The sequence below is a fragment of the Rhizobium sp. BK376 genome (genome assembly GCF_004341625.1).
Taxonomy (GTDB): Bacteria; Pseudomonadota; Alphaproteobacteria; order Rhizobiales; family Rhizobiaceae; genus Rhizobium.
On record NZ_SLZG01000001.1, the window covers coordinates 386,340 to 407,549 of the forward strand.

20 protein-coding genes are annotated in these 21,210 nt (G+C 60.1%); 8 read left to right on the plus strand and 12 right to left on the minus strand.

The features are described from left to right. Positions 1-33 precede the first annotated feature (33 nt). The 3 genes from hdaA to EV561_RS02010 form a co-directional block, all read right to left on the minus strand. A complete protein-coding gene (hdaA, locus tag EV561_RS02000) occupies positions 34-747 on the minus strand; it encodes a DnaA regulatory inactivator HdaA (protein WP_132517078.1) in 714 nt (237 codons plus the stop codon). A gap of 1 nt (position 748) precedes the next feature. Then, positions 749-1,879, minus strand: coding sequence for an AI-2E family transporter (locus tag EV561_RS02005; RefSeq protein ID WP_132517080.1), 1,131 nt, complete (start codon positions 1,877-1,879; stop codon positions 749-751). A 658-nt stretch (positions 1,880-2,537) separates the two neighbouring features. Continuing rightward, entirely contained in the window at positions 2,538-3,251 is a 714-nt protein-coding gene (locus EV561_RS02010; protein ID WP_132517082.1) for a DNA helicase, read from the minus strand. A gap of 408 nt (positions 3,252-3,659) precedes the next feature. Here EV561_RS02010 and EV561_RS02015 point away from each other — a divergent pair, with 408 nt between their 5' ends. The 3 genes from EV561_RS02015 to purN all read left to right on the plus strand — a co-directional run bounded on the left by EV561_RS02015 (position 3,660) and on the right by purN (position 6,236). Next, positions 3,660-4,343 (plus strand): YkgJ family cysteine cluster protein, encoded by a 684-nt coding sequence (locus EV561_RS02015; RefSeq protein ID WP_132517084.1) that lies wholly within the window; start codon positions 3,660-3,662, stop codon positions 4,341-4,343. Positions 4,344-4,479: 136 nt separating this feature from the next. Beyond that, the gene (purM, locus tag EV561_RS02020; protein WP_132517086.1) at positions 4,480-5,553 is read left to right on the plus strand and encodes a phosphoribosylformylglycinamidine cyclo-ligase; all 1,074 of its coding nucleotides are present in this window, start codon (positions 4,480-4,482) and stop codon (positions 5,551-5,553) included. Then, entirely contained in the window at positions 5,550-6,236 is a 687-nt protein-coding gene (gene purN / locus EV561_RS02025; protein ID WP_132517088.1) for a phosphoribosylglycinamide formyltransferase, read from the plus strand. The genes purM and purN overlap by 4 nt, the downstream gene beginning before the upstream one ends. A gap of 242 nt (positions 6,237-6,478) precedes the next feature. Here the strand turns inward: purN and EV561_RS02030 are convergent, their stop codons facing one another. Continuing rightward, positions 6,479-7,651, minus strand: coding sequence for an alpha-D-ribose 1-methylphosphonate 5-triphosphate diphosphatase (locus EV561_RS02030; RefSeq protein ID WP_132517090.1), 1,173 nt, complete (start codon positions 7,649-7,651; stop codon positions 6,479-6,481). A 79-nt stretch (positions 7,652-7,730) separates the two neighbouring features. Further along, the gene (phnF, locus tag EV561_RS02035; RefSeq protein WP_165927735.1) at positions 7,731-8,486 is read right to left on the minus strand and encodes a phosphonate metabolism transcriptional regulator PhnF; all 756 of its coding nucleotides are present in this window, start codon (positions 8,484-8,486) and stop codon (positions 7,731-7,733) included. A 274-nt stretch (positions 8,487-8,760) separates the two neighbouring features. Here phnF and EV561_RS02040 point away from each other — a divergent pair, with 274 nt between their 5' ends. Further along, positions 8,761-10,425, plus strand: coding sequence for an arylsulfatase (locus tag EV561_RS02040; RefSeq protein WP_132517094.1), 1,665 nt, complete (start codon positions 8,761-8,763; stop codon positions 10,423-10,425). A gap of 191 nt (positions 10,426-10,616) precedes the next feature. Here EV561_RS02040 and EV561_RS02045 read toward each other — a convergent pair whose 3' ends face one another. Both EV561_RS02045 and EV561_RS02050 read right to left on the minus strand, forming a co-directional pair. Then, positions 10,617-11,363 carry a hypothetical protein gene (locus EV561_RS02045; protein ID WP_132518040.1) on the minus strand — a complete coding sequence of 249 codons (747 nt, stop codon included), beginning with the start codon at positions 11,361-11,363 and terminating at the stop codon, positions 10,617-10,619. Between the two features lie 264 nt (positions 11,364-11,627). After that, positions 11,628-12,317: a class I SAM-dependent methyltransferase gene (locus EV561_RS02050; protein ID WP_132517096.1), complete on the minus strand. Its 690-nt coding sequence runs from the start codon at positions 12,315-12,317 to the stop codon at positions 11,628-11,630. 226 nt (positions 12,318-12,543) lie between these two features. Here EV561_RS02050 and EV561_RS02055 point away from each other — a divergent pair, with 226 nt between their 5' ends. After that, positions 12,544-13,587 carry a HoxN/HupN/NixA family nickel/cobalt transporter gene (locus EV561_RS02055; RefSeq protein ID WP_132517098.1) on the plus strand — a complete coding sequence of 348 codons (1,044 nt, stop codon included), beginning with the start codon at positions 12,544-12,546 and terminating at the stop codon, positions 13,585-13,587. A gap of 158 nt (positions 13,588-13,745) precedes the next feature. Here EV561_RS02055 and EV561_RS02060 read toward each other — a convergent pair whose 3' ends face one another. From EV561_RS02060 to EV561_RS02070, 3 genes are all read right to left on the minus strand, one after another. Continuing rightward, positions 13,746-13,925: a DUF3309 domain-containing protein gene (locus EV561_RS02060; protein ID WP_132517100.1), complete on the minus strand. Its 180-nt coding sequence runs from the start codon at positions 13,923-13,925 to the stop codon at positions 13,746-13,748. A gap of 189 nt (positions 13,926-14,114) precedes the next feature. Continuing rightward, positions 14,115-14,708, minus strand: coding sequence for an NUDIX domain-containing protein (locus EV561_RS02065; RefSeq protein ID WP_132517102.1), 594 nt, complete (start codon positions 14,706-14,708; stop codon positions 14,115-14,117). A 52-nt stretch (positions 14,709-14,760) separates the two neighbouring features. Further along, positions 14,761-16,884 carry a molybdopterin oxidoreductase family protein gene (locus EV561_RS02070; RefSeq protein ID WP_132517104.1) on the minus strand — a complete coding sequence of 708 codons (2,124 nt, stop codon included), beginning with the start codon at positions 16,882-16,884 and terminating at the stop codon, positions 14,761-14,763. An 81-nt stretch (positions 16,885-16,965) separates the two neighbouring features. Here EV561_RS02070 and EV561_RS02075 point away from each other — a divergent pair, with 81 nt between their 5' ends. Together EV561_RS02075 and EV561_RS02080 are read left to right on the plus strand one after the other, a co-directional pair. After that, complete coding sequence (locus tag EV561_RS02075) at positions 16,966-17,817, plus strand: 23S rRNA (adenine(2030)-N(6))-methyltransferase RlmJ (RefSeq protein WP_132517105.1); 852 nt, start codon at positions 16,966-16,968, stop codon at positions 17,815-17,817. 48 nt (positions 17,818-17,865) lie between these two features. Beyond that, positions 17,866-18,462 (plus strand): glutathione S-transferase family protein, encoded by a 597-nt coding sequence (locus EV561_RS02080; RefSeq protein ID WP_132517107.1) that lies wholly within the window; start codon positions 17,866-17,868, stop codon positions 18,460-18,462. A gap of 6 nt (positions 18,463-18,468) precedes the next feature. On the opposite strand, the gene EV561_RS02085 is transcribed toward EV561_RS02080, so the two are convergent. After that, the gene (locus EV561_RS02085) at positions 18,469-19,380 is read right to left on the minus strand and encodes a LysR family transcriptional regulator (RefSeq protein WP_132517109.1); all 912 of its coding nucleotides are present in this window, start codon (positions 19,378-19,380) and stop codon (positions 18,469-18,471) included. A 120-nt stretch (positions 19,381-19,500) separates the two neighbouring features. Here EV561_RS02085 and EV561_RS02090 point away from each other — a divergent pair, with 120 nt between their 5' ends. Beyond that, positions 19,501-20,340 carry an oxidoreductase gene (locus EV561_RS02090; RefSeq protein ID WP_132517111.1) on the plus strand — a complete coding sequence of 280 codons (840 nt, stop codon included), beginning with the start codon at positions 19,501-19,503 and terminating at the stop codon, positions 20,338-20,340. 70 nt (positions 20,341-20,410) lie between these two features. Here EV561_RS02090 and EV561_RS02095 read toward each other — a convergent pair whose 3' ends face one another. Continuing rightward, positions 20,411-21,046, minus strand: a complete 636-nt coding sequence (locus tag EV561_RS02095) for an outer membrane protein (RefSeq protein WP_132517113.1) — start codon at positions 21,044-21,046, stop codon at positions 20,411-20,413. Positions 21,047-21,210 lie beyond the last annotated feature (164 nt).

The window sequence follows — 21,210 nt, forward strand, 5'->3', positions numbered from 1 at the left end:
ACCTATTACAGTTTGACGACGGAACTGTGACAGTCAATCCGAGGAGCCGGAATTTCCCAATTCATTCAATACTTCAGCGGCCAGCAGCCGCGTAATTCTCGTGCCGCGCGCCAAGGCCAGCCGATCGAGCCGATCGACGATGGTCTGCGCGGCATTCAGGGACCGTTCCATCCTGTTGACAATGTAAAGTACAAGTTTGTCATCGATGTAAAGCTGGCGATCCGCAAAGAGCTTGACGATGACCTGCGCCAGCAGGTCCTCGTCCGGTTCGCCGATCTCGACGACGGTCGCAGCCTTCAGTCGCGAGCGGAGATCGGGCAATGTCACCGTCCACGACATCGGCCAGAGACGGCTGGTCATCATCAGGCTCGTACCATTCTCCCGCACGCTGTTGATGACGTGGAAAAGCTCGGTGTCGTCGAAACCCTGCCGGCCCACATCCTCGAAAATGACGGGACTGTTGGCGGCAACGACGGCAGCACCAGAGCCGGCCTTAGGATGAATTTCCAAAGCGCCGCTTCTTTGACGCCAGATACTGGCCAGATGCGACTTTCCTGAGCCAACCGGGCCGGTCAGGATGACGACCGGCGACGGCCAACTGGGCCAGGAATCGACGATTGTCACAGCCGCACTCAGGGGATCGGAGATCAGCAGGTCGTCCCTGCCGCTCGCGGGATCGTGGGTAAAGGCCAGGGGAAGCTGCTCGGCGCCCTTCCACCTTGATCCAGCGCTCTTCGGATCGTTCATATTATTTGGTCTCGGGATTGCGAGCCTTCGTCCTCTGGACGGGCTCTTCGGGCGTGCGTCCGTGATAAAGGTCGCTTTCAAGGTAACGCGAAATGGCAAACCGGACAAGGACGCCACAGGCAGCCGCTGCTGGAACCGCCACCAGAAGGCCGACGAAACCAAAGAGCGCACCGAAGGCAAAGAGGGCAAACATCAGCCAGACAGGATGCAGTCCGACGCTTTCGCCCACCAGCTTCGGCTGCAGCACGTTGCCTTCCAGGAACTGGCCGGTGAAGAAGACAACGAGCACGAGGCCGACCCAGAGATAATCCGGCCAGAACTGCACCAGCGCCACACTCAACGCAAGAACCAGGCCGACCATCGAGCCGACATACGGAATGAAGCTGATCATGCCGGCGAAGAGGCCGATCAGCAGGCCGAAATTAAGACCGACGAGCGACAGGCCAACGCCGTAATAGACGCCAAGGATGATGCAGAGCGAGCCTTGGCCGCGAATGAAGCCGGCGATCGCCTGATCGACTTCGCTGGCGATCTGACGGACGGTCGCCACATGGTCGCGCGGAATCCAGGCGTCTACTTTGGCAATCATGCGGTCCCAGTCGAGCAGCATATAAAAGGCGACGACAGGGGTCACGATCAACAGCGAGATGATGTTGACCAGCGCCTTGCCCGAACTCCAGATCTGCGCAAACAGGCCGGCAATGAAGCTCAGGCCCTCCGACATGAGATTGGAGAAATTGTCCTTCAGCGCACCGGCCTGGCTGCGGATCCATGGCGGCAGGAAAGAAGTCTGCGCGTGTTCGACGAATTGCTGCAGCTGCCGCACATATTCGGGCACATGCTGCACGAAATCATTGAACTGGCTGACGATGATCGGAATGAAGATGGTGAGTGCCAGCGCGAAGATCAGGATAAAGGCGATCAGGATCACGACCGTTGCCATCATGCGGCTGAGACCGAGCTTTTGCAGGCGGTCCGCCACCGGATCGAGGAAATACGCAACCGCCATGCCGGCGATGAAGGGCAACAGGATCGAGCTGAAAAGATAGAGAAAAACGATAAAGGCGGCGAGCACCAGCAGCCAGAAGACAACCTGCTGCTTTAGGCCCGAACCGCTGACCTTATGTTCCATCATCTTCCCCGATTGCCGTTCAGCCGAGGTTAAGCACATAGGATGGCGCCTTTATTATGGTCAAGCGAGTTTACGCCCCGTCAGCTTCAGGACTTGGGGGTGGTCAGCTACGTCGAATGGCCGAGTTGCTACCATGCTGATCGAGCGTAAGATTTGCTTTACCTGGGGGACCAGGTAGCCGCCGAGATTCCGCGACGCCGCACCTCCTGCCAAAGTCTCGGCGGCTCCCTCCCCATCCTCGAAAGCGGGCTATTTCTCTTGCTCAGTTGCCGCGCTGATCGTTCGATGCGCAGTTTGAAGTATTCGTCGAGAACGCACCGCAGAAGCCGCGCCATAAAAATTTGAACACCGGCGGCGGCTTTGGCGATTGAGTACGGCCCGATACCTCTTAAAGGTGACCAGGCTTCCCAAAAGTTTCCCTACCAAAGCCGTGGCCATCCGCAATGATGGGTCAGCCGCACTCTCGCGGCGCAGGGCTCGTTGCGCGTCCCCACGCAATCCGTTCAAGCCGCGGATAGGCGAGCCCTGTCATTCCTGTTTGAGCCAACAGCAGCCGGCCAAAGCCTGTAAGCCCGACATGAGACGAATGTGCGAAGGGAGCGGAAAGCCTTCTCCGTACCCTTCGCGGTGTCAGATCAAGGCCAAGTTCGGGAGATGGTCAGGCTGCAGCGCTGAACCGAACTTCGCCGTCGTTCAGGAAGCACGTCTTGTTGAACAAGGTCAGATCTACCGGGTTCGGCAACCGGACGTCGTCCATATCAGGGCATGGTTTTTTCGACGGATCATAGGAACGGTCGATCTGGGAAATGAACACCATGATCAGTCCCCTCTCCCGAGCAAAGGATTTCAGTGCGCGGACCTGAACCATCAATTCAGGATTTTCGCGCCTCTGATCGAGCAGCTGTAGATAATCCACGGCGACCAGCATGCCGCGGGGCGCTAAGGCCAATTGCTCCATCATGTAGCCGGCGCTGACCGCATCGGAATCATCGAACAAGAAGCGATCGGCAAAACGCGCCGGATCGACCCCGATCGCGTTGAACCGGCTGAGGACATCTCCCTTTGTGTAATCAAGGGAGAAGAAGGCGCTGCGGTGGCCGGCCTTCATGGCTTCCACCGCCAGTTCGAGGCTCAGCAGGGTTTTGCCGTGCCCCGGCCGGGCGCCGACCAGCACCAGATCGCCCGGCGCAAGCCGCGGAAACAGCTTGCCAGCCGGTGCTGTCTCCGATGCTTTCGAGACCAATAGGCTCCAGCCTGCGAATCCTTCCTTGGCCGCAATGCGCTCAAGCGCCTCATGCAGCGGGATTTTTTCGTCACGGGACAGGAGTTTTGCTTTTCGCTTCAAATGATAGATAGGCGCAGACAGTTTCATCCAGAAACCTCCTATTGCGAGCCATGATCGCAACCCCTCCTTATGCCTTGTGCTCGAACAGTCGGTTTGGAGATCGACCAGCCCTGCATGAATGATACTTTCCCGAACGGAGGGGGGAGGCGTGGGCTGCGCCAGAATCAGATGATAGCTGAAACCAGGTTCGCCGGACATCCGCGCAACTGATGGAGTTGAAAAAATCGAGCTGGCTGGACACTCTCTTTTCAACCTGTCGTCCGCCTTGAACGCACGTTGACAAGGCGGCATGAATGGACGACGACGACTGCAAGCGGAAGGTTGGCCAGCGTCGCTTCAGGTTACCTCCGATCATAACGAGAGCCCTACCCTGCACATGCATATCCCTCCTGCCCGTAACTCCGCCCGTCTGCCTCTCCGCACAGAGACCATGCGATGAGCGCGACAGGCACAGACAGAATCATGCACGATATCGCCGCTGTCGGCGAACTGACGCGGCTGGCCGCCGAGCGCTATGACGGGGTCTACGTTTCCCTGCGCGCTGCGATGATGGAAGCGCTTTCGCAGGCCGCCGATCTTGGCGACGGCGCGCGTGCCGTCATGGACATGGCGGATGCCGCCGCCGGCGCCATCATGGAGCATTATCCCAACCAGCCCGTGCGCGCCTGTCGCGCCGGTTGCGATGCTTGTTGCCACCTCCATGTCATGATCCCACCGGGCATTGCCGAGGCGATCGCCGCCTATCTGACGGAGCGGTTGGAGCCGGAAGCCCTTTTGACGCTGCGGGGCGAATTGCGGAAAGCGGCGGATGCGGCAGCGGGTCTCGCCGATCCCTCGGCGCTTGTGCATCGCTGTCCGCTGCTCGGGGCCGATGGGCTCTGTACGATCTATGACGTGCGGCCGCTGACCTGCCGCGCCTTCACCTCGAGATCCGCAGCCGCCTGTCGTTCGATGGTCTTCGATCCCGAAAGCGCGGTGACGACGATCACGCAGAACCCGGCGCAATTCCGCGTTTATGTCGAGGCAACCGGCGCACTCGAACAGGCGGCACGCCTGCGGGGACTGTCCGCACAACAGAAAGGTCTTTCAGCGGCGCTGCTCGAGCTTTTGCCTGACTGAGATATTTTCGAACCGCAGGGAACGGGGAAAATACGCCCCTTTTGCCCTCAATCCCTTGCATAACAGCCCCCATCGTGCAATTGCGACCCGCATGTGACGCCGGTACATTGGCGTCTGGCGGACATCGGAGATCAGCATGAGCCAGTCTGGGAAAAACGGCCTGACCTATAGCGACGCGGGCGTGGATATCGATGCCGGCAATCTGCTGGTGGAGAAGATCAAGCCTGCCGTGCGCTCGACGCGCCGTCCCGGCGCCGATGGCGAGATCGGCGGGTTTGGCGGGTTGTTCGACCTCAAGGCTGCAGGCTTTACCGATCCTGTGCTGGTCGCCGCCAATGACGGCGTCGGCACCAAGCTCAAGATCGCCATCGACGCGGATTATCACGACACTGTCGGCATCGACCTTGTCGCCATGTGCGTCAACGATCTCGTCGTCCAGGGCGCCGAGCCGCTGTTCTTCCTCGACTATTTCGCGACCGGCAAGCTCGACCCTGATCAGGGCGCTGCAATCGTGTCCGGTATCGCCGCCGGCTGCCGCGAGGCAGGCTGCGCGCTGATCGGCGGCGAGACGGCCGAGATGCCCGGCATGTATTCGGATGGCGACTACGATCTCGCCGGCTTCGCGGTCGGTGCGGCAGAACGCGGCCAGTTGCTGCCGTCGGGCGATATCGCGGAAGGCGACGTCATTCTCGGCCTCTCCTCCTCGGGCGTTCATTCCAACGGCTTTTCGCTGGTGCGCAAGATCGTCGCCGTCTCTGCCCTTGCCTGGGACGCGCCTGCGCCCTTCGCCGAAGGCAAGACGCTCGGCGAAGCGTTGCTGACGCCGACCCGCATCTATGTGAAGCCGCTTCTCAAGGCGATCCGCGAGACCAAGGCGCTGAAGGCGCTCGCCCACATCACCGGCGGCGGTTTTCCGGAGAACATTCCGCGCGTGCTGCCGAAGCATCTGGCTGCCGAGATCGATCTGGCCGCAGTCAAGGTTCCCCCCGTCTTCTCATGGCTTGCCAAGATCGGCGGCGTCGAGGCGAAGGAAATGCTGCGCACTTTCAATTGCGGCATCGGCATGATCGTCGTCGTCGCTGCCGAGAACGTGGCTGCCGTCTCCTCGGCTCTGGAAGCGGAGGGCGAAACCGTGGTGACGCTCGGCCGCATGGTTGCCCGGTCCGAAGGCGCTGCGGGCACGATCTACAAGGGTACGCTCGCACTATGAGCGGTTCCGGCGTCAACGGTGCGCGCAAACGCGTCGTCGTCTTCATTTCGGGCGGCGGCTCCAACATGCTGGCGCTCGTCAAGGCGGCGCAGGCGGGTGACTATCCGGCCGAGATCGTCGGGGTCATTTCCGACAAGGCGGATGCGGGCGGGCTTGCAAAGGCAGAAGCGCAGGGCATCAGGACCTTTGCTTTCGTGCGCAAGGATTTCGCCAGCAAGGATGCGCATGAGGCGGCGATATTCGCCTGCCTCGATGAATTGCAGCCGGATATCCTTTGCCTTGCCGGGTATATGCGTCTTCTGACCGGCGAGTTCATCCGCCGCTATGAGGGCCGGATCATCAATATCCACCCTTCCCTGCTACCGCTCTTTCCCGGCCTGCACACGCATCAGCGCGCCATCGACGCCGGAATGCGGATCGCCGGTTGCACGGTTCATTTCGTGACCGAAGGCATGGATGAAGGCCCGGTTATCGGCCAGGCGGCTGTGCCTGTCCTGTCGGGCGACAGCGCGGAGGCGCTGGCAGGACGCGTGCTGACCGTTGAGCACCAGCTCTATCCGCAGGCGCTGCGCCTGTTGGCGGAGGGCAAGGTGCGGATGGAAGGTGGCAAGGCGGTGAGCGACGGTACGGGCGCCGGCTCGGCCTCAACGCAGCAGGTTATTTCGCTGCCGGTTAGTGACTAAGCTGTTGGCTTAGAATGGATGACTTCGGGGCTATGTCGTGAGAACCCCTCATCCGCCCTTCGGGCACCTTCTCCCCAAGGGGAGAAGACACTTGCGGCCTCAACATCGATCACATTGAACGTTTTTTTGGTAGAGGTGCCGGCAGTGCGGCATATATCTTCTCCCCTTGGGGAGAAGTCCCCGGCAGGGGATGAGGGGTTCCAATAGCCAACCCCGTCACCAACACCCGCCTCAAGCAACCATCAAGCAGCCGCCAGAGCCCGTAGCGGATGCAGCGTACCGTCGCTGTAAATCACACGGCCACTACGGAAGGTGGCGCGAATGCGATGGACGGCGCCGTGCTCGATTGCCACGAGATCGGCTTTCTGGCCGATGGCGATTTCGCCGCGGTCGGTCCAGCCGGCGGCGCGAGCGGCATTCTTGGTTGCCATGGCCACGGCGGCGGCGAGGCCGCCCTTGGCGACTTCGGCAAGCTTGAAAATGGCGGGGACGAAGGCTGCCGGGTGATAATCGGCAGCGATGATGCCGAGAACGCCGGCGCTGGCAGCATCCTGTGCGCTCAAATTGCCGGACATGGATTTGCCGCGTAGCGCATTCGGCGCGCCCATCAGTGTCCAGAGACCGCGACGGCAGGCTTCCTCGGCAGCGTCCATGCTCACGGGGAATTCGCTGATGGTCACGTTGAAGTCGTGCATTTCCGCGACCTTCGCGGCGCTATCGTCATCATGCGAGGCCAGCGACAGCTTGTGCTTCAGCGACAGCGCGACGATCTCGCGGAGCTTGGCTTCGATCTCGGGATTGCTGCGCAGCGCGATGCGCTTGGCGAGGATTTCCTCGGCCTGCGCGCGCGAGATGGAACGGCGCTCGGACATGCTGAGCAGATAGGCCTCGATATTGTTGTACTGCCCCTGCCCCGGCGTGTGGTCGGTCAGCGAGACCATGTCGACTTGGCCGGCATCGATCAGTCGCTCCAGCGTGGGTGCAGCACCGACATTGGTGATCTCGTAGCGGGCGTGGACGCGGTGGTCGATCAGCAGCTGGCCGTGCAGGCGCTTGATGCCCTCGATGACGGCGGAAGTCGTTTCCAGCGAGCGGACATGGCCGTAGACGCTTTCGGTCGCGAAGGAGACGGCGGCGAAGGCGGTCGTGACGCCCGATGCGGCGAGCTTCTTGTCCAGCTCGTGGATGCCGAAATCGATTGGCATCGTCGCATTCGGCCTCGGCGCGATTTCGCGCTCGATCATATCGCCATGCAGATCGACAAAACCCGGCATCAGAAAGCGGTTGCCGCCCTCGAAGGTCGCCGATGCGACCGGCTCAGACCTGATCTCGGCAATGACGCCGTCCTCGACCCGCACGGATCCGTTTTCGATCACCTCATCGGGCAGGACGAGGGTAAAATTGCTGAGCCACATCGATTTTCTCCTGAAATCCATAGGGTCGCACTATGCGACAAAGAGTTGAATGCGTTGAGACAACAACAGGAAATCCGCGCTATCCAGCATCGGCTGCCGTCATGTCGCCGATCTCCAGGCTGTTGTCTATGGTGAACTGAATGCGGTCTCCCGGCCACATGGCCTCGCTATAGGCGATCGGCACGCCGTTCAGATCGGCGTCGACCTTGCGGGTGACGAGGACCGGCTGGCGCGGTGGCAGGCGAAGGACGCGTGCGGTCTCTGCCGTCGGCATAGAGGTCGAGATGGCAGTCTTCAGCCTGATATAATCATGCACGCCATAGGTCTTGTAGATTTCCGTCAGGCGCTGCCGGCTGCGGCGGGCCTTGTCGATATCGGGAAAGCGATCGACAGGATGGTAGCTGACCGACATGTTGATCGGCACATCATCGGCGAAAGCGTAACGAACGATCATGTAAACCGGCGCGCCCGTCTCGATATGCAATGCCGCGGCGACGTTCTGCGGCGCAGGGACCATTTCTTCCCTCACCGGCTGGTCGGACGAGACGCGCCCCAGTTCAGCCAGATTGTTCGAGGCGCGCGTGCGCAGGGAAATGCGGTAGTCAAGCACGCCTGTACGCTGGACAAAGCTGCCCTTGCCGTGTTCGGTGCGGATCAAGCCTTGATGCGCGAGTTCCGCCAGCGCGCGACGCAGGCTGTGCCGACCGCCGCCGAAGCGTTCGATGAGCTTCGGCTCGCTCGGCAAGCGACTGCCATCGGGAAACGCGCCCGCTTCGATCCCCTCGCGGAGGCCGTTGTACAGTTCCTGCCATTCCACAACGGCGTTGCGTGCCACGGACAACTCATTCGAATGTCTTTATCGATGGTCCGGACGAGTAGACCGGATTCGTGACAGAAGAATGAAGGCTTCGCGGATTTTCGTGCTCCGGCCGGCACCGAATGCTCGGCGTAACGTATCGAATGTTGCATTTACCGTAACGTACTTACGCGATGTCCAAGGCCGATGCAGTCTTTCCCAGCAAAATGGCGATCCTGTCCCCGGCAGCGCCAAACCTCTGCAAAAAGGAGAGCAAGATGTTGGACAACCGGAAGAATATCAGGAGGATGCCATGAAGATCACATTCTCCAGAAGTTTGCGAGCAGCGACGGCGGCCGTCGCAATGAGTTTGACCTCTGTGGGCATCGCTCCCCTGGCATCCTATGCCCAGCAGGCGGCACCCGCCTCCCCGACACCTGCTCCGGCTGACACCGCCCCTGAGCAAACCGAGAAAACCGATAGCTCGAAGCCCAACATCCTTGTCATCTTTGGCGACGATATCGGCCAGACGAACATCAGCGCCTATTCCTTCGGTGTCATGGGTTACCGGACGCCGAACATCGACCGCATCGCCAAGGAAGGGTTGATGTTCACCGACTACTATGCGGAAAACAGTTGCACGGCTGGCCGCTCGACCTTCATCAGCGGCCAGGTCTGCCTGCGCACCGGCCTTTGCAAGGTGGGGATCCCCGGCGCGACAGTCGGCCTGCAGCCGCGCGACATCACTATCGCCCAGGCGTTGAAGCCACTCGGCTATGCCACAGGCCAATTCGGCAAGAACCATCTCGGCGACCGCGACGAATTCCTGCCGACCAAGCATGGCTTCGACGAATTCTTCGGCAACCTCTACCATCTGAATGCGGAGGAAGAGCCGGAGCGGCCCTACTATCCGAAGGACGATCAGGAGTTCGTCAGGACGAACTCGCCACGCGGCGTCATCCACTCCTATGCCGACGGCCGGGTGGAAGACACCGGCGCGCTGAACACGAAGCGCATGGAGACCATCGACGACGAGACGACGGCAGCCGCGATCGATTTCATGGGGCGGCAGGTCAAGCAGGGCAAGCCGTTCTTCACCTGGATGAACACCACGCGCATGCACGTTTTCACCCATGTTCGGCCTTCGATGCAGGGCCAGAGCGGCATGCCGGGCAATGAGTATGCCGATGGCATGATCGAGCATGACGGCGACGTCGGCAAATTGCTCAAGGCACTCGACGACCTCAAGATCGCCGACAACACGATCGTCGTCTACACGACGGACAACGGCCCGAACCAATGGTCATGGCCGGATGCCGCCACCACAGCATTCAGAAGCGAAAAGGACACCAATTGGGAGGGTGCCTTCCGCGTTCCCGCGCTGGTCCGCTGGCCCGGACACATCAAGGCCGGCGAGGTTTCCAACGAGATGATGTCGGGCCTTGACTGGTTCCCGACGCTTGTCGCAGCCGGTGGCGATCCGAACATCAAGGACGAACTGCTGAAGGGAACGAGCATCGGCGGAAACCAGTTCAAGGTTCACCTCGACGGCTATAATCAGCTTCCCTATCTCACCGGCAAGGAACCCAAATCGGCACGTCAGGACTTCTATTACTTCGACGATGACGGGCAGATGGTGGCCTATCGCTACAACAATTGGAAAATCGTCTTTTGCGAGCAACGCCAGCCGGGCGGCTTCCAGGTCTGGGCCGACCCGTTCGTCTGCCTGCGCGCGCCGAAGGTCTTCAATCTGCGCATGGATCCTTACGAGCGCGCAGATATCGTCTCCGACCAGTATTATGACTGGCTGGCGAAGAACGCCTATCTCATCCAATACGGCGTCTGGCGCGTGGCGCCCTTCCTGCAGACCTTCCGCGACTATCCACCGAGCCAGCGTCCGGCGAGCTTCAGCATCGATCAGATGATCGATAGCCTGATGTCCTCCTTGGAGCATGGCCCGGCATCGGCTGGACAATAGACGAAATCGAACGGGCGCGGTCGATGAGCCGCGCCCGTTCGGCAACCGGCTGCCATTGGGCGGCACGCCCATATTGCTGCACTCAACGGCAACGTCACGTGGCACAACAACTCATTCGAATATCTTTATCGATGGCTCGGGCGAATAGACCGACTTTTGGACAAGGAAAGAAGAACCGACGGCATCAAGTTTCAGAAATGAACGACCAGGCCCAGGATTGGGCCGTGCTCGACGATATCGTTCGTAAGGCTTCCATTCGAATAGTTGACGCCAAGCGCCCTGTAGCCGGCGACGGCGGAAATCGACTGCTTGAACTTGTAGCCGAGGCCCGCCATCACATCCCAGTCGAGATCGGCTCCGCCAGCGCCGATGAGGCCCCAGCCCGTCACGTAGAATTGAGGCGTAATCGAGTAAACGCCTTTAAATCCTGCCAGACCATCGACCCATGTCGCATCGTCGCGTGCCGAACGTCCACCTAGCGGCCCTCCGCTGAATGATATCGTTGTTTCCGTCCACCAGAGCTTTGCGCCACCGACGACGTCCAGGCGGCTCTCTTCGTCGCCTAGGACCGTATAGCCCGCTCCCATAAAGCCCGTGAAGGTTTCCTGCTTGAGGTCCACCGAGTCCGCGAGTACGCCTCGCGGCGTCGCAGAATCGGTTGTTATTCGTGAATAGATTATGTCCGTGACAACGCTGAATTTCCCATATCTGGCTTCGCCAGCCCCCATGAAGCCGAAATCGAGATCCTTCAGAATGTCTCCGAAGTTCTCGTCAATATGGACCTCCGGGAGCCCGAAGACGCCGGTGTCGCCATTGATCCCGGCAGCCCAGAAATAGGGCGCGAAGGAGAAGGTCCAGCGATCCGGCTGCTGTTGCTCGGCAGGTTGGGGTGCAGTGACCGGAAGAAGATCGGCGGCGTCTGCCGGTATGGTCGCCATGAGCGTGGCGCTGATCGGAAGTAGACCGTAGACGATCCAGCCGAGCAAAAACCTCGTAGAACGGCCGCCCAGTTGATGGCTTGCTTGCCTTCCGAAGTCGCCCTCTTTCATCGCACGCTCCCCTCAGACGCAGTACGCGATTAAGTGTGCGGTAATGGTTACACGACGGAAAGTTGAATGTCGATTGTGTATATTAGTGAAACAAATCAACGTCACCGATAGTGTTAAATCCGCAACGGGCCAATAGCGGAGGGTCGTTCTGCCTCAATTATATTTGTATACACGGCCCATTCTGCTGGCCATCATGTATAGTTCCTCCATCCGGCCAAAGCCTGCGCTGTTTCCCAATGCAGCCCAATCCGCCTTGCTCTCGGGATAATCAGCGGCCCTGATATGGGTATCGACGGCTGCAAATTCCTCGTCGGTGAGCGCGCTCCATTCCGTGCGGATCGCCGTGAATCGATCGAGCCATGCCGCCCGATCCTCGTCTTCGAGCAGCGTCGGCTCCCAGATGAGGAACAGACCGTTGCGGGGCAATATCGCGCGGATACGCTGCATGAACGGAAGCTTTTCAGCCGATGGCAGGTGGTGAAGAGACATGCCGACCCACACGACATCGACGGGTTCAGACCACTGACCGATGGCGTCGGCGAAGTTCTGGCAGCGTAACTCCACCGGGCACGAAAGCATCGCGAGCGCCTGTTTGGCGACGTCAAGAGATTGGGTGGAAATGTCGATGCCGATGTAGCGTCCGATATCCGTGCCGATCAGGGCAGCCGCAGACGAGGACGCCGTTCCACACGCCACATCCAGAAACCTGAAATGCTTCGGTGCCTCCCTGACCAGAATCTCGTGAAGCTTCCCATAGACCTCCCGGTGAAACATCAGATTTTCACGGACGATCTTCTGATAAATGGCGAGTCCTGCGGCAAACAGTTCCTGATCAGTCGACATATGCGCCCCCACGCTTTGTGACTTTGCCGTTGGGGATCATATCCCAGATCTGTCGATGTGACACCAAGGTTGCATTAGTCTTTTTGCATATAAATGCAATGCCGTCTCGGACCGACCACGTTTGGCGATCGGCAGCCGTCGAGCAATTGCCTTCCATACGTCGTTTGCCGGTGGTGCAGTAATCACTTTTGTGGAAAAGTGATTACTGCACGTTCAGAGGAAAAGCATGCTTCCCAATCCGTTCGATGACAAACGGTCCGAGGTTAAGACCAAGGCGGCGATAACCTATATCCTTCTCATCACCGCGAACGTTGCGGCCTGGGCATGGGCCTGGATCGCCTTCGCGGAGCGGCCGGTCCTGCTCGGCACGGCGTTCCTTGCCTATATGTTCGGGCTGCGTCACGCATTCGATGCCGATCATATCGCCGCAATCGACAATGTCGTGCGAAAGCTGATGCAGGAGAAAAAGAGCCCCTATTCCGTCGGGTTCTTCTTTTCGCTCGGGCATTCCAGCATCGTCGTTCTCGCCTCGGTCGCAATCGCGGCGACAGCGGCGACCATGCAGAATAGACTGGGCGATTTCCACGACATCGGCGGCGTGATCGGCACGACGGTCTCGGCAGCGTTCCTGCTCGTCATCGGCCTTGCCAATCTCTTCGTCCTCAAAGGCATCTGGGCGGCCTTCAATCGCGCCCGTCGCGGTGAAAAGATCGTCGACGAGGATCTGGACATGCTTCAGGCCGGTCGCGGCCTCATCGCCCGCATCTTCCGGCCGGTGTTTCGCGTCGTCTCGCGTTCGTGGCATATGTATCCGATCGGGTTCCTGTTCGGCCTCGGCTTCGATACGGCGACGGAAATAGGACTGCTCGGCATATCCGCGAGCCAGGCGGCGCAGGGCGTGTCCTTCTGGACGATCCTGGTCTTTCCGGCGCTGTTTACCGCCGGCATGTCGCTCATGGATACGACGGACAGCGTATTGATGACGGGAGCCTACGGCTGGGCGCTCGTCAATCCGATCCGCAAGCTCTGGTACAATCTGACGATAACGGCCGCCTCGGTCGTGGTTGCCGTCTTCATCGGCGGGCTGGAAGCGCTTGGGCTGATTGCCGACAAGCTTGGCCTGGAGGGCGGATTCTGGAGTTTCGTCGGCGAGATGAACGGCAACCTCGCCAATTTCGGCTACGCGGTCGTCGGCATATTCGTGGCGAGCTGGATCATCTCGACGGTGATCTATCGGTCCAGAGGCTATGACAGCTTGCAGGCCGGATAGGCTCATTCATGACGTGAGCGGCTCATCGACGGAGCTACGTGCCGCCGCAGAAACGCCACCCTGCGCATTGAGCGCCCGAGGGTGGCGTCAGCTTTTCAAGCAGTTTTATCGCTATCGTGTAACTGCCTCGTCTCAAGGCACCGATAGCTCATGAGCAATCAGACCGGGCCTGGCCCAAATCCGTGCAAGCCACCCAGCAGCCAAAGAATGAGCAGCACGACAATGACCAGCCCCAAGACGCCTCCGAGGCCCCTGCCGCCATATGAGCGGTGCGCATAGTAACCACCACCGCCACCAAACAGCAGGATCAGGACAATAATCAGAAGAATCAATCCCATACTGGCAGTTCCTTTCCGTCAAAACACAGGGTTGAAACGCTGTGAGATGCTGAAAGGTTCCTGGCACAGCCGAAGAATTGCCGTTCAACCGCTAGCGTGGGACACGCCTGCCAATCGCCGCATCGATGCAAGTTTTCTGTCGTCGGGGGCCAGCCCAGACGAAGCTCACTCGTAGCCATTATCGCCATATCAGGCCCCCAGGCTCGCCCTATTGAGCATCGCCCATTGCAGCAGCATGATCGTCTTGGCATCGAATATCTCGCCGGTCTCGACCATCCGCATGGCATCCGCGAGCGGCACTTCCATCACTTCGATATCCTCATGCTCGGAGGCAAGGCCACCACCGGATGCGATACGATCCGACGTATCAACCGAGGCTGCGAAGAAGTGGACGATTTCAGTGATAGCGCCCGGAGCGGTCATGGCCTTGAAGAGGAAGCGAACGCCGCGGACGCGGTAGCCGGTTTCCTCCATCGCCTCACGGCGGATCGCCTCTTCGGGTTGTTCTCCATCGAGCAGGCCGGCCGGCACCTCGATCATCCAGCCAGCATGGCCTTCCAGGCAGGCCGCGAGGCGAAACTGGCGGACAAGGACGACAGTCTCACGCTTGACGTCGTAGAGCAGAATGCAGGCGGCCGGCGTGCGGTGATAGATCTCCCGCCTCAGCCGATGCGTTTCGCCCTTCGAATCCCGATAGTCGATGTCGTAACTCGAAAGCTTGGTCCATTCGTTCGACAGCGTCCTGTCGCTGACGATTTTTACGCGCGCCTTGTCCTCGGTCATATCCTGCCTTCGCATTTGCTGTAGTCGGTGCTGCTCGCCTCCCTGCCCTGTATCAGACGGCGTCGCGGCGAAGCCAGACCTTGTTGTCGTGGACGGCGGCACCGCCAAAGGGTGCAATCGGATCGGCTCCGGTCAGGATATTGATCCCCTCGCCATCCACATGCGCCTTGTTCGGCCACAGACCCTCGGCAATCAGCACGCCGGGCTTCACCTCGGTCGTGACACGCGCGTGGATGCGAAGGTCGCCGCGGGTGTTGCCGATGCGGACGAGATCGCCATGTGCGATGCCGTAACCTTCCGCATCCTGCGGATTGATCATCACTTCCGGCCGGCCTTCTTTCTGGCGGGAGGTCTTGGTCTCCGAGAAGCTCGAATTCAGGAAATTGCGCGCTGGCGAGGTGGCAAGCCGGAAAGGATGCTCCGGATCGGCAAGCTCGATCACGTCGACCTGGTCGGGGAATACGGGCAGCTCGATATGCGGGCCGAGCATACCGATCGAGGCCGGCGGACGGTTCGAGGCCGGCTGATTGACCCAGTCCGGGCGGAAATGGAACTTGCGGTCCGCATGGGCAAAGCCGTTGAGGAAATGCGCATCCTCGAAATCCGGTTGGCGGTCGAACCATTTGTGTTCGAGGAAATGGTCGTAGTCAGGCAGGCCGCTTTTTTCGAGCATGCGATCGACCATTTCGCGGGCGGTAAAGCCGAAGCCGGGGCGATCGGCAACGCCGAGCCGCTTGGCCAGTTCCTCGATGACGAAGAGATTGGTGCGCACGCTCAGTGGCGGTTCGACCAGCTCGGGGCCGAGCAGGATATGGCTCTGGCCACCGGCCTTGTAGATGTCGTCATGCTCGACGAACATGGTGGCGGGTAGGACGATATCGGCCATTTCGGCCGTCTCGGTCATGAACTGCTCGTGGACGGCGACGAAGAGATCGCTCCGGGCAAAGCCGCGCTTCACCAGCCGCTGTTCGGGCGCGATATTCATCGGATTGGTGTTCTGTATCAGCATCGCCGTGACCGGGCCGCGATGACGCAGCGCCTCGGCATCGCCGGTCAGCGCGCGGCCGATCTGCGACTGGTCGATCATGCGGATATCGGGATCCTTCATCGAGCGGCCGATGACTTCCGAATTGTCCATCCGGAAGATATCGCCGTTGGAATAGAAGGCGCCGCCGCCCTCATATTGCCAGGAGCCAAGAACCGTGGCGACTGACGCAGCCGCATGCATGGCGACGGCACCGTTGCGCTGGCGGGTAAAGCCGTAGCCAAGACGGAAATAAGTCTTCCTGGTTCTGCCGATGAGACGAGCGAAGGCCTCGATTTCATCGACCGGCAGGCCGGTGATGCCGGCTGCCCATTGCGGCGTCTTCGATTTCAGATGCGCTTCGAGACCGGCGGGGTCATCGGCATATTTCGCCATATAGTCGCAGTCGGCATAGCCGTCGCGGAACGCGATGTGCATGACGGCGCAGGCAAGGGCCGCATCCGTGCCGGGCCTGACGATCAGCGCCATGTCGGCCTGCTTCATCGTCGGATTGTCGTAGACGTCGATGGCAACGATCTTTGCGCCGCGTTCCTTGCGCGACTTGATCGCGTGGGTCATCACGTTGACCTGGGTCGAGACCGCGTTGGTGCCCCAGAGCACGATGCAATCGGTGCGGGCCATCTCGCGCGGATCAGGACCGCGCAAGGTACCGGCCGCCATCAAGAAGCCAGTGGTTGCGGGCGCGGTACAGATCGAGGAGAAGAAGCCGGAATAGCGCTTGGCATGGCGCAGGCGCTCGATCGAATCGCGCTGCACCAGGCCCATCGTGCCGGCATAAAAATAGGGCCAGACCGCCTCGCTGCCATCCTTCGCCTCGGCCTTGATGAAAGCTTCGGCGATTTCATCAAGCGCGTCGTCCCAGGAGATCTGCTGCCACTGCCCCGCCCCCTTGGTGCCTGCGCGGCGCAGCGGATGCATCAGGCGATCGGGGTGATAGAGCCGCTCCGAATAGCGGGCGACCTTGGCGCAGATGACCCCCGACGTGTAGGAGTGATCGTTGGCCCCTCGCACCCTGCCGATCCTGCCATCCTCGGTCAGGTCGACCTCGAGCGCGCAGGTCGAGGGACAGTCATGGGGACAGGCCGTGTGGCCTATTTTCGCTTTGGCGTGAATGGGGGTCGCAATGTTCATGAGACTTCTATATTTCATGCCGGGACCGGCCAAAAGACCTCAAGCGGTCCATCACAACAAATCATGCGGGCTTCACTCGAAATGAACTACCGGCATATCTACCATGCGGGCAATTTCGCCGATGTGCTGAAGCACGCGATATTAGCGCGGCTCGTCCGCTACATGCAGAACAAGGACAAAGCTTTCCGCGTGCTCGACACCCATGGCGGCATCGGGCTCTACGATCTGTCCTCCGAGGAAGCGCAAAAGACCGGAGAATGGCGCGACGGCATCGGTCGCATCATGGAAGCCGAGCTTTCGCCGCAAGTGGCCGATCTGCTGGAGCCCTATCTGTCGGCCGTCCGCGAGCTCAATCCCAATGGCGGTGTGCGCTTCTATCCCGGTTCGCCGAAGCTTTCGCGCATGCTTTTCCGGCCGCAGGATCGCCTTTCGGCGATGGAGCTTCATCCCGAAGATTTCAACCGTCTGCACAGACTGTTCGAAGGCGACCATCATGTGCGCATCACCGAACTCGACGGCTGGCTGGCGCTCGGCGCGCATCTGCCGCCGAAGGAGAAGCGCGGCATCGTGCTGGTAGATCCGCCTTTCGAGGAGGACGGAGAATACGAACGGCTGGTGGACGGCCTGATCAAGGGCTACCGGCGCTTCCCGGGCGGCACCTATTGCCTGTGGTATCCGCTGAAGAAGGATGCACCGATCAAGAAATTTCATGAAGCGCTGCAGGCATCCGAAATTCCGAAGACGCTCTGCGCCGAGCTTGCTGTCAGGAGCGACCGCGACACGACGGGCCTCACCGGCTCCGGCCTGATCATCGTCAATCCGCCCTTTACGCTGAAGGACGAGCTGCACGCGCTGCTGCCGGCGCTGAAGGATATGCTGGCGCAGGACCGTTTCGCCTCGCACCGCGCCTTCTGGCTGCGCGGGGAAAAATGATAACGCATATGCGGCCGAAGGAACGGCTGTTAGTCCAAAGGTGATTTAATGAAGCTCCTCTTTTCCTCCACCTCTCCCTTTTCCAGCAAGGTGCGGATGGCCGCCCGTTATCTCGACATCGAACTCATGGAAGTCCGCGTCGACACCAATGCCGGCCCAGCAATCCTCGTCGACAACAATCCGCTCGGAAAGATCCCGACGCTTCTGACGGACGATGGCATCTCGATCTTCGATAGCCGCAGCATCACGCATTACTTCCACCGGATGAAGGGCAAGAAGCTCTACCCTTCGAAGGAGGCGAAGCGTACCGAAGCCGAGGTGTTGGAAGCCCTTTGCGATGGCGCTTGCGAATGCCTTCTCTCCATCGTCTACGAGCGGCGTCTCCGCAGCGAAGAAAAGGTGTTCCAGCCCTGGATCGACCGGCAATGGATGAAGGTCAACCGCACGCTCAACCATCTGAGCGTCGACTATCCGAAAATCGGCAAGAAGCTGCACGGCGGCCATTTCGCGCTGGCGGCGCTGATCGGCTATCTGCAGCTGCGCTTCGAGGGTCAGTGGGAAGACCATCACGGCGAACTCATCGCCTGGGCTCGCGCCTTCGAGAAAACCTTCCCCGACTATGCGGAGTTGAAGCCGCAGGCCTAAACAGGTTCAGCGGTTGCCGGCTTGTCGTGCCGCGTCTGCCTTGATGAAATCCACGAAGGCCCTCAGCGCCGTCGGCAATTGTCGGCGGCTCGGATAATAGAGGAAGAAGCCCGGATAATAGGGGCACCAATCCTCCAGTACGCGGATCAACTTTCCCTCAGCGATATGCGACTGCACCTGCTCTTCGAACAGATAGGCCAGCCCTGCCCCGTCGAGTGCTGCGCCCAACATGATGTCCTGATCGCCAAGCGTCAGCGGCCCCTGCACTTCGATCTCCAGTTCAATGCCGCCGCGCTCGAACTCCCAACGGTAAAACGAACCGCCGGCAAAACGATAGCGGACACAGGAATGGCTCTTCAGATCGTGCGGCGTCAGCGGCTTTCCGTGGCGCTCGAAATGTGAGGGTGCGCCGACCACGGCAAAGCGATGACGCGGCCCGAGCGGCACCGCAATCATATCGGCCGCAATGCTTTCCCCGAAACGCACGCCGGCGTCGAAGCCGGCCGTGACGGTATCGACAAAGGCGTCGTCGATCACCACCTCGACTTCGACCGCCGGGTAGGCTTCCAGGAAACGTGAAACGACCGGCAGAAGCGTCAGCCTCGCGGCGATGCGCGACGCATTGATGCGCAGCTTGCCGTACGGCTCGCTGCGGAAATTATCCAGATCCTCCAGCGCATCCTCGATGTCGAGAAAGGCGGGACGGATGCGGTCGAACAGCCGCTCGCCCGCTTCCGTCAACCCCACGCCGCGGGTCGTACGGTTGACGAGGCGCACATCCAATCGCTCTTCGATCGCACGCAGGGAATGGCTGAGCGCCGAAGGCGTGACGCCCAGCTCGACCGCTGCCCTGCGGAAGCTCCGGTGCTGGGCAATGGCCAGAAAGATGGCGAGGTCGCTGGATCGAACGCGTTTCATTGATGAGAAATTCTCAGCTCTTCATGGAAGAGAAAGTAGATTATCTCATCACGGGTCACAAGCTACCTTTCTCCTCGCAAGCAAATTCCAATCCTTGCCAACCCATTGAAGGAGAATGTCATGCGTGTTTGGTTCATCACAGGCGCTTCCCGCGGTTTCGGCGCCCTCATCACCCAGGAAGCCCTCAATGCCGGTGACGCCGTCGTCGCCACGGCCCGCAATCCGGAGGGCCTTGCCGCCAAGTTTGGCAACCATGCAAACCTCTTGACCGTCGCCCTCGACGTCACGAATGAGGAGCAGGCCAACAAGGCGGCGGAACAGGCGGTCAAGCGCTTCGGCAGGATCGATATTCTGCTCAACAATGCCGGCTTCGGCCTGCTGGGCGCGGTCGAGGAAGCCAGTGCTGCGGAGATCGAAAAGGTCTATGCGACCAACGTCTTCGGCCTTCTGAAGGTAACGCGGGCGGTCCTGCCCCATATGCGCCGCCAGCGCTCGGGCCACGTGCTCAACGTCTCCTCGATCGGCGGCTATGTCAGCTATCCCGGCTGGGGCATCTATGGTTCGACCAAGTTTGCGGTCGAGTCGCTTTCGGAAGCCCTTGCCATGGAAGTCGAAGCACTTGGCATCAAGGTGACGGTCGTCGAGCCCGGCTTCTTCCGGACGGACTTCCTCGACGACAGCTCGCTTTCCATCAGCCCGAGCTCGATCCCCGACTACAATGAAACGCCCGTCGGCGCGATGCGCGCTTTTGCGGCCGATCACAATCATGCCCAGCCGGGCGACCCTGCCCGCTTTGCAAAGGCAATGATCACGCTCGCCCATTCCGAAAACCCGCCGCTGCGTATGCCCTTCGGCAGCGACACCGTCGCGGCGATCGAAGCCAAGAATGCAAGCGTCGCGAAAGAGCTGGCCGCCTGGCGGGAACTCGCGGTCTCCACCGACTTCCCGAAGGACGCCTAAGACGATATCGCAAAATAGAAAAAGCCGGGGCGCGCGCCCCGGCTTTTCACGATCAGCGAATGATCGAAACTTAGAACTTGAGGCCGATACCGACCTTGACGCTGTTCTCGTCGTAGCCACGCGAAACGTTGCCGGAGTCGAGGTCGAAGTTCTTCTTCTGGTAGTCGGTGTAACGGTATTCAACACGAGCAGTAATGTTGTTCGTGATCATCGTTTCAGCGCCTACACCTGCGGTCCAGCCGACTGCCGTTGCGCTGTCGGAAGAAGTGGCGTCTTCAACCTTGTTCTTGCCGAGAGCAAGACCAGCCGTGCCGTACAGCAGGAAGGGGTTGAAGTCGTAGCCGAGGCGGCCGCGAACCGAGCCGTTGAACTCGTTCTTGTTCTTGTAACCGTCATGGGTGTTGTCGAGACCGGAGTAGCCGAGATCTGCTTCAACGCCGTAAACGATGTTGCTCTGTTCCCAGTTGTAGCCGGTATAGACCTGACCGCCGAAGGCGTAGCCATTGTCACCACCATGGGTGAACTTGCCCATGTTGTAGGTGCCAGCGCCACCGAGGTAGAAGCCGGCCCAGTTGGCTGGCGGAGGTGCAACGTCCTGGGCGACGGGCGGCTGCGGGACCTGTTCGACAGCGTCAGCTGCGTGAGCAGCGGTAAAGCCTGCAATAGCAAAGGTCGAGGCCATGAGGGTCACGATAAGCGTACGCATATTCCATTCTCCTTTTCATCTCGTTTCGCCCGGCATACTGTCTCTACACCCTAAGCATCACGAGTAATCACCAGATGTCCCTCCCGGATCGAGTGTCAAATTGGCGTCCAATTGAGGAATTGGAAGAGCCAAATTATGATATCATTGTGGCACACACATGGCTG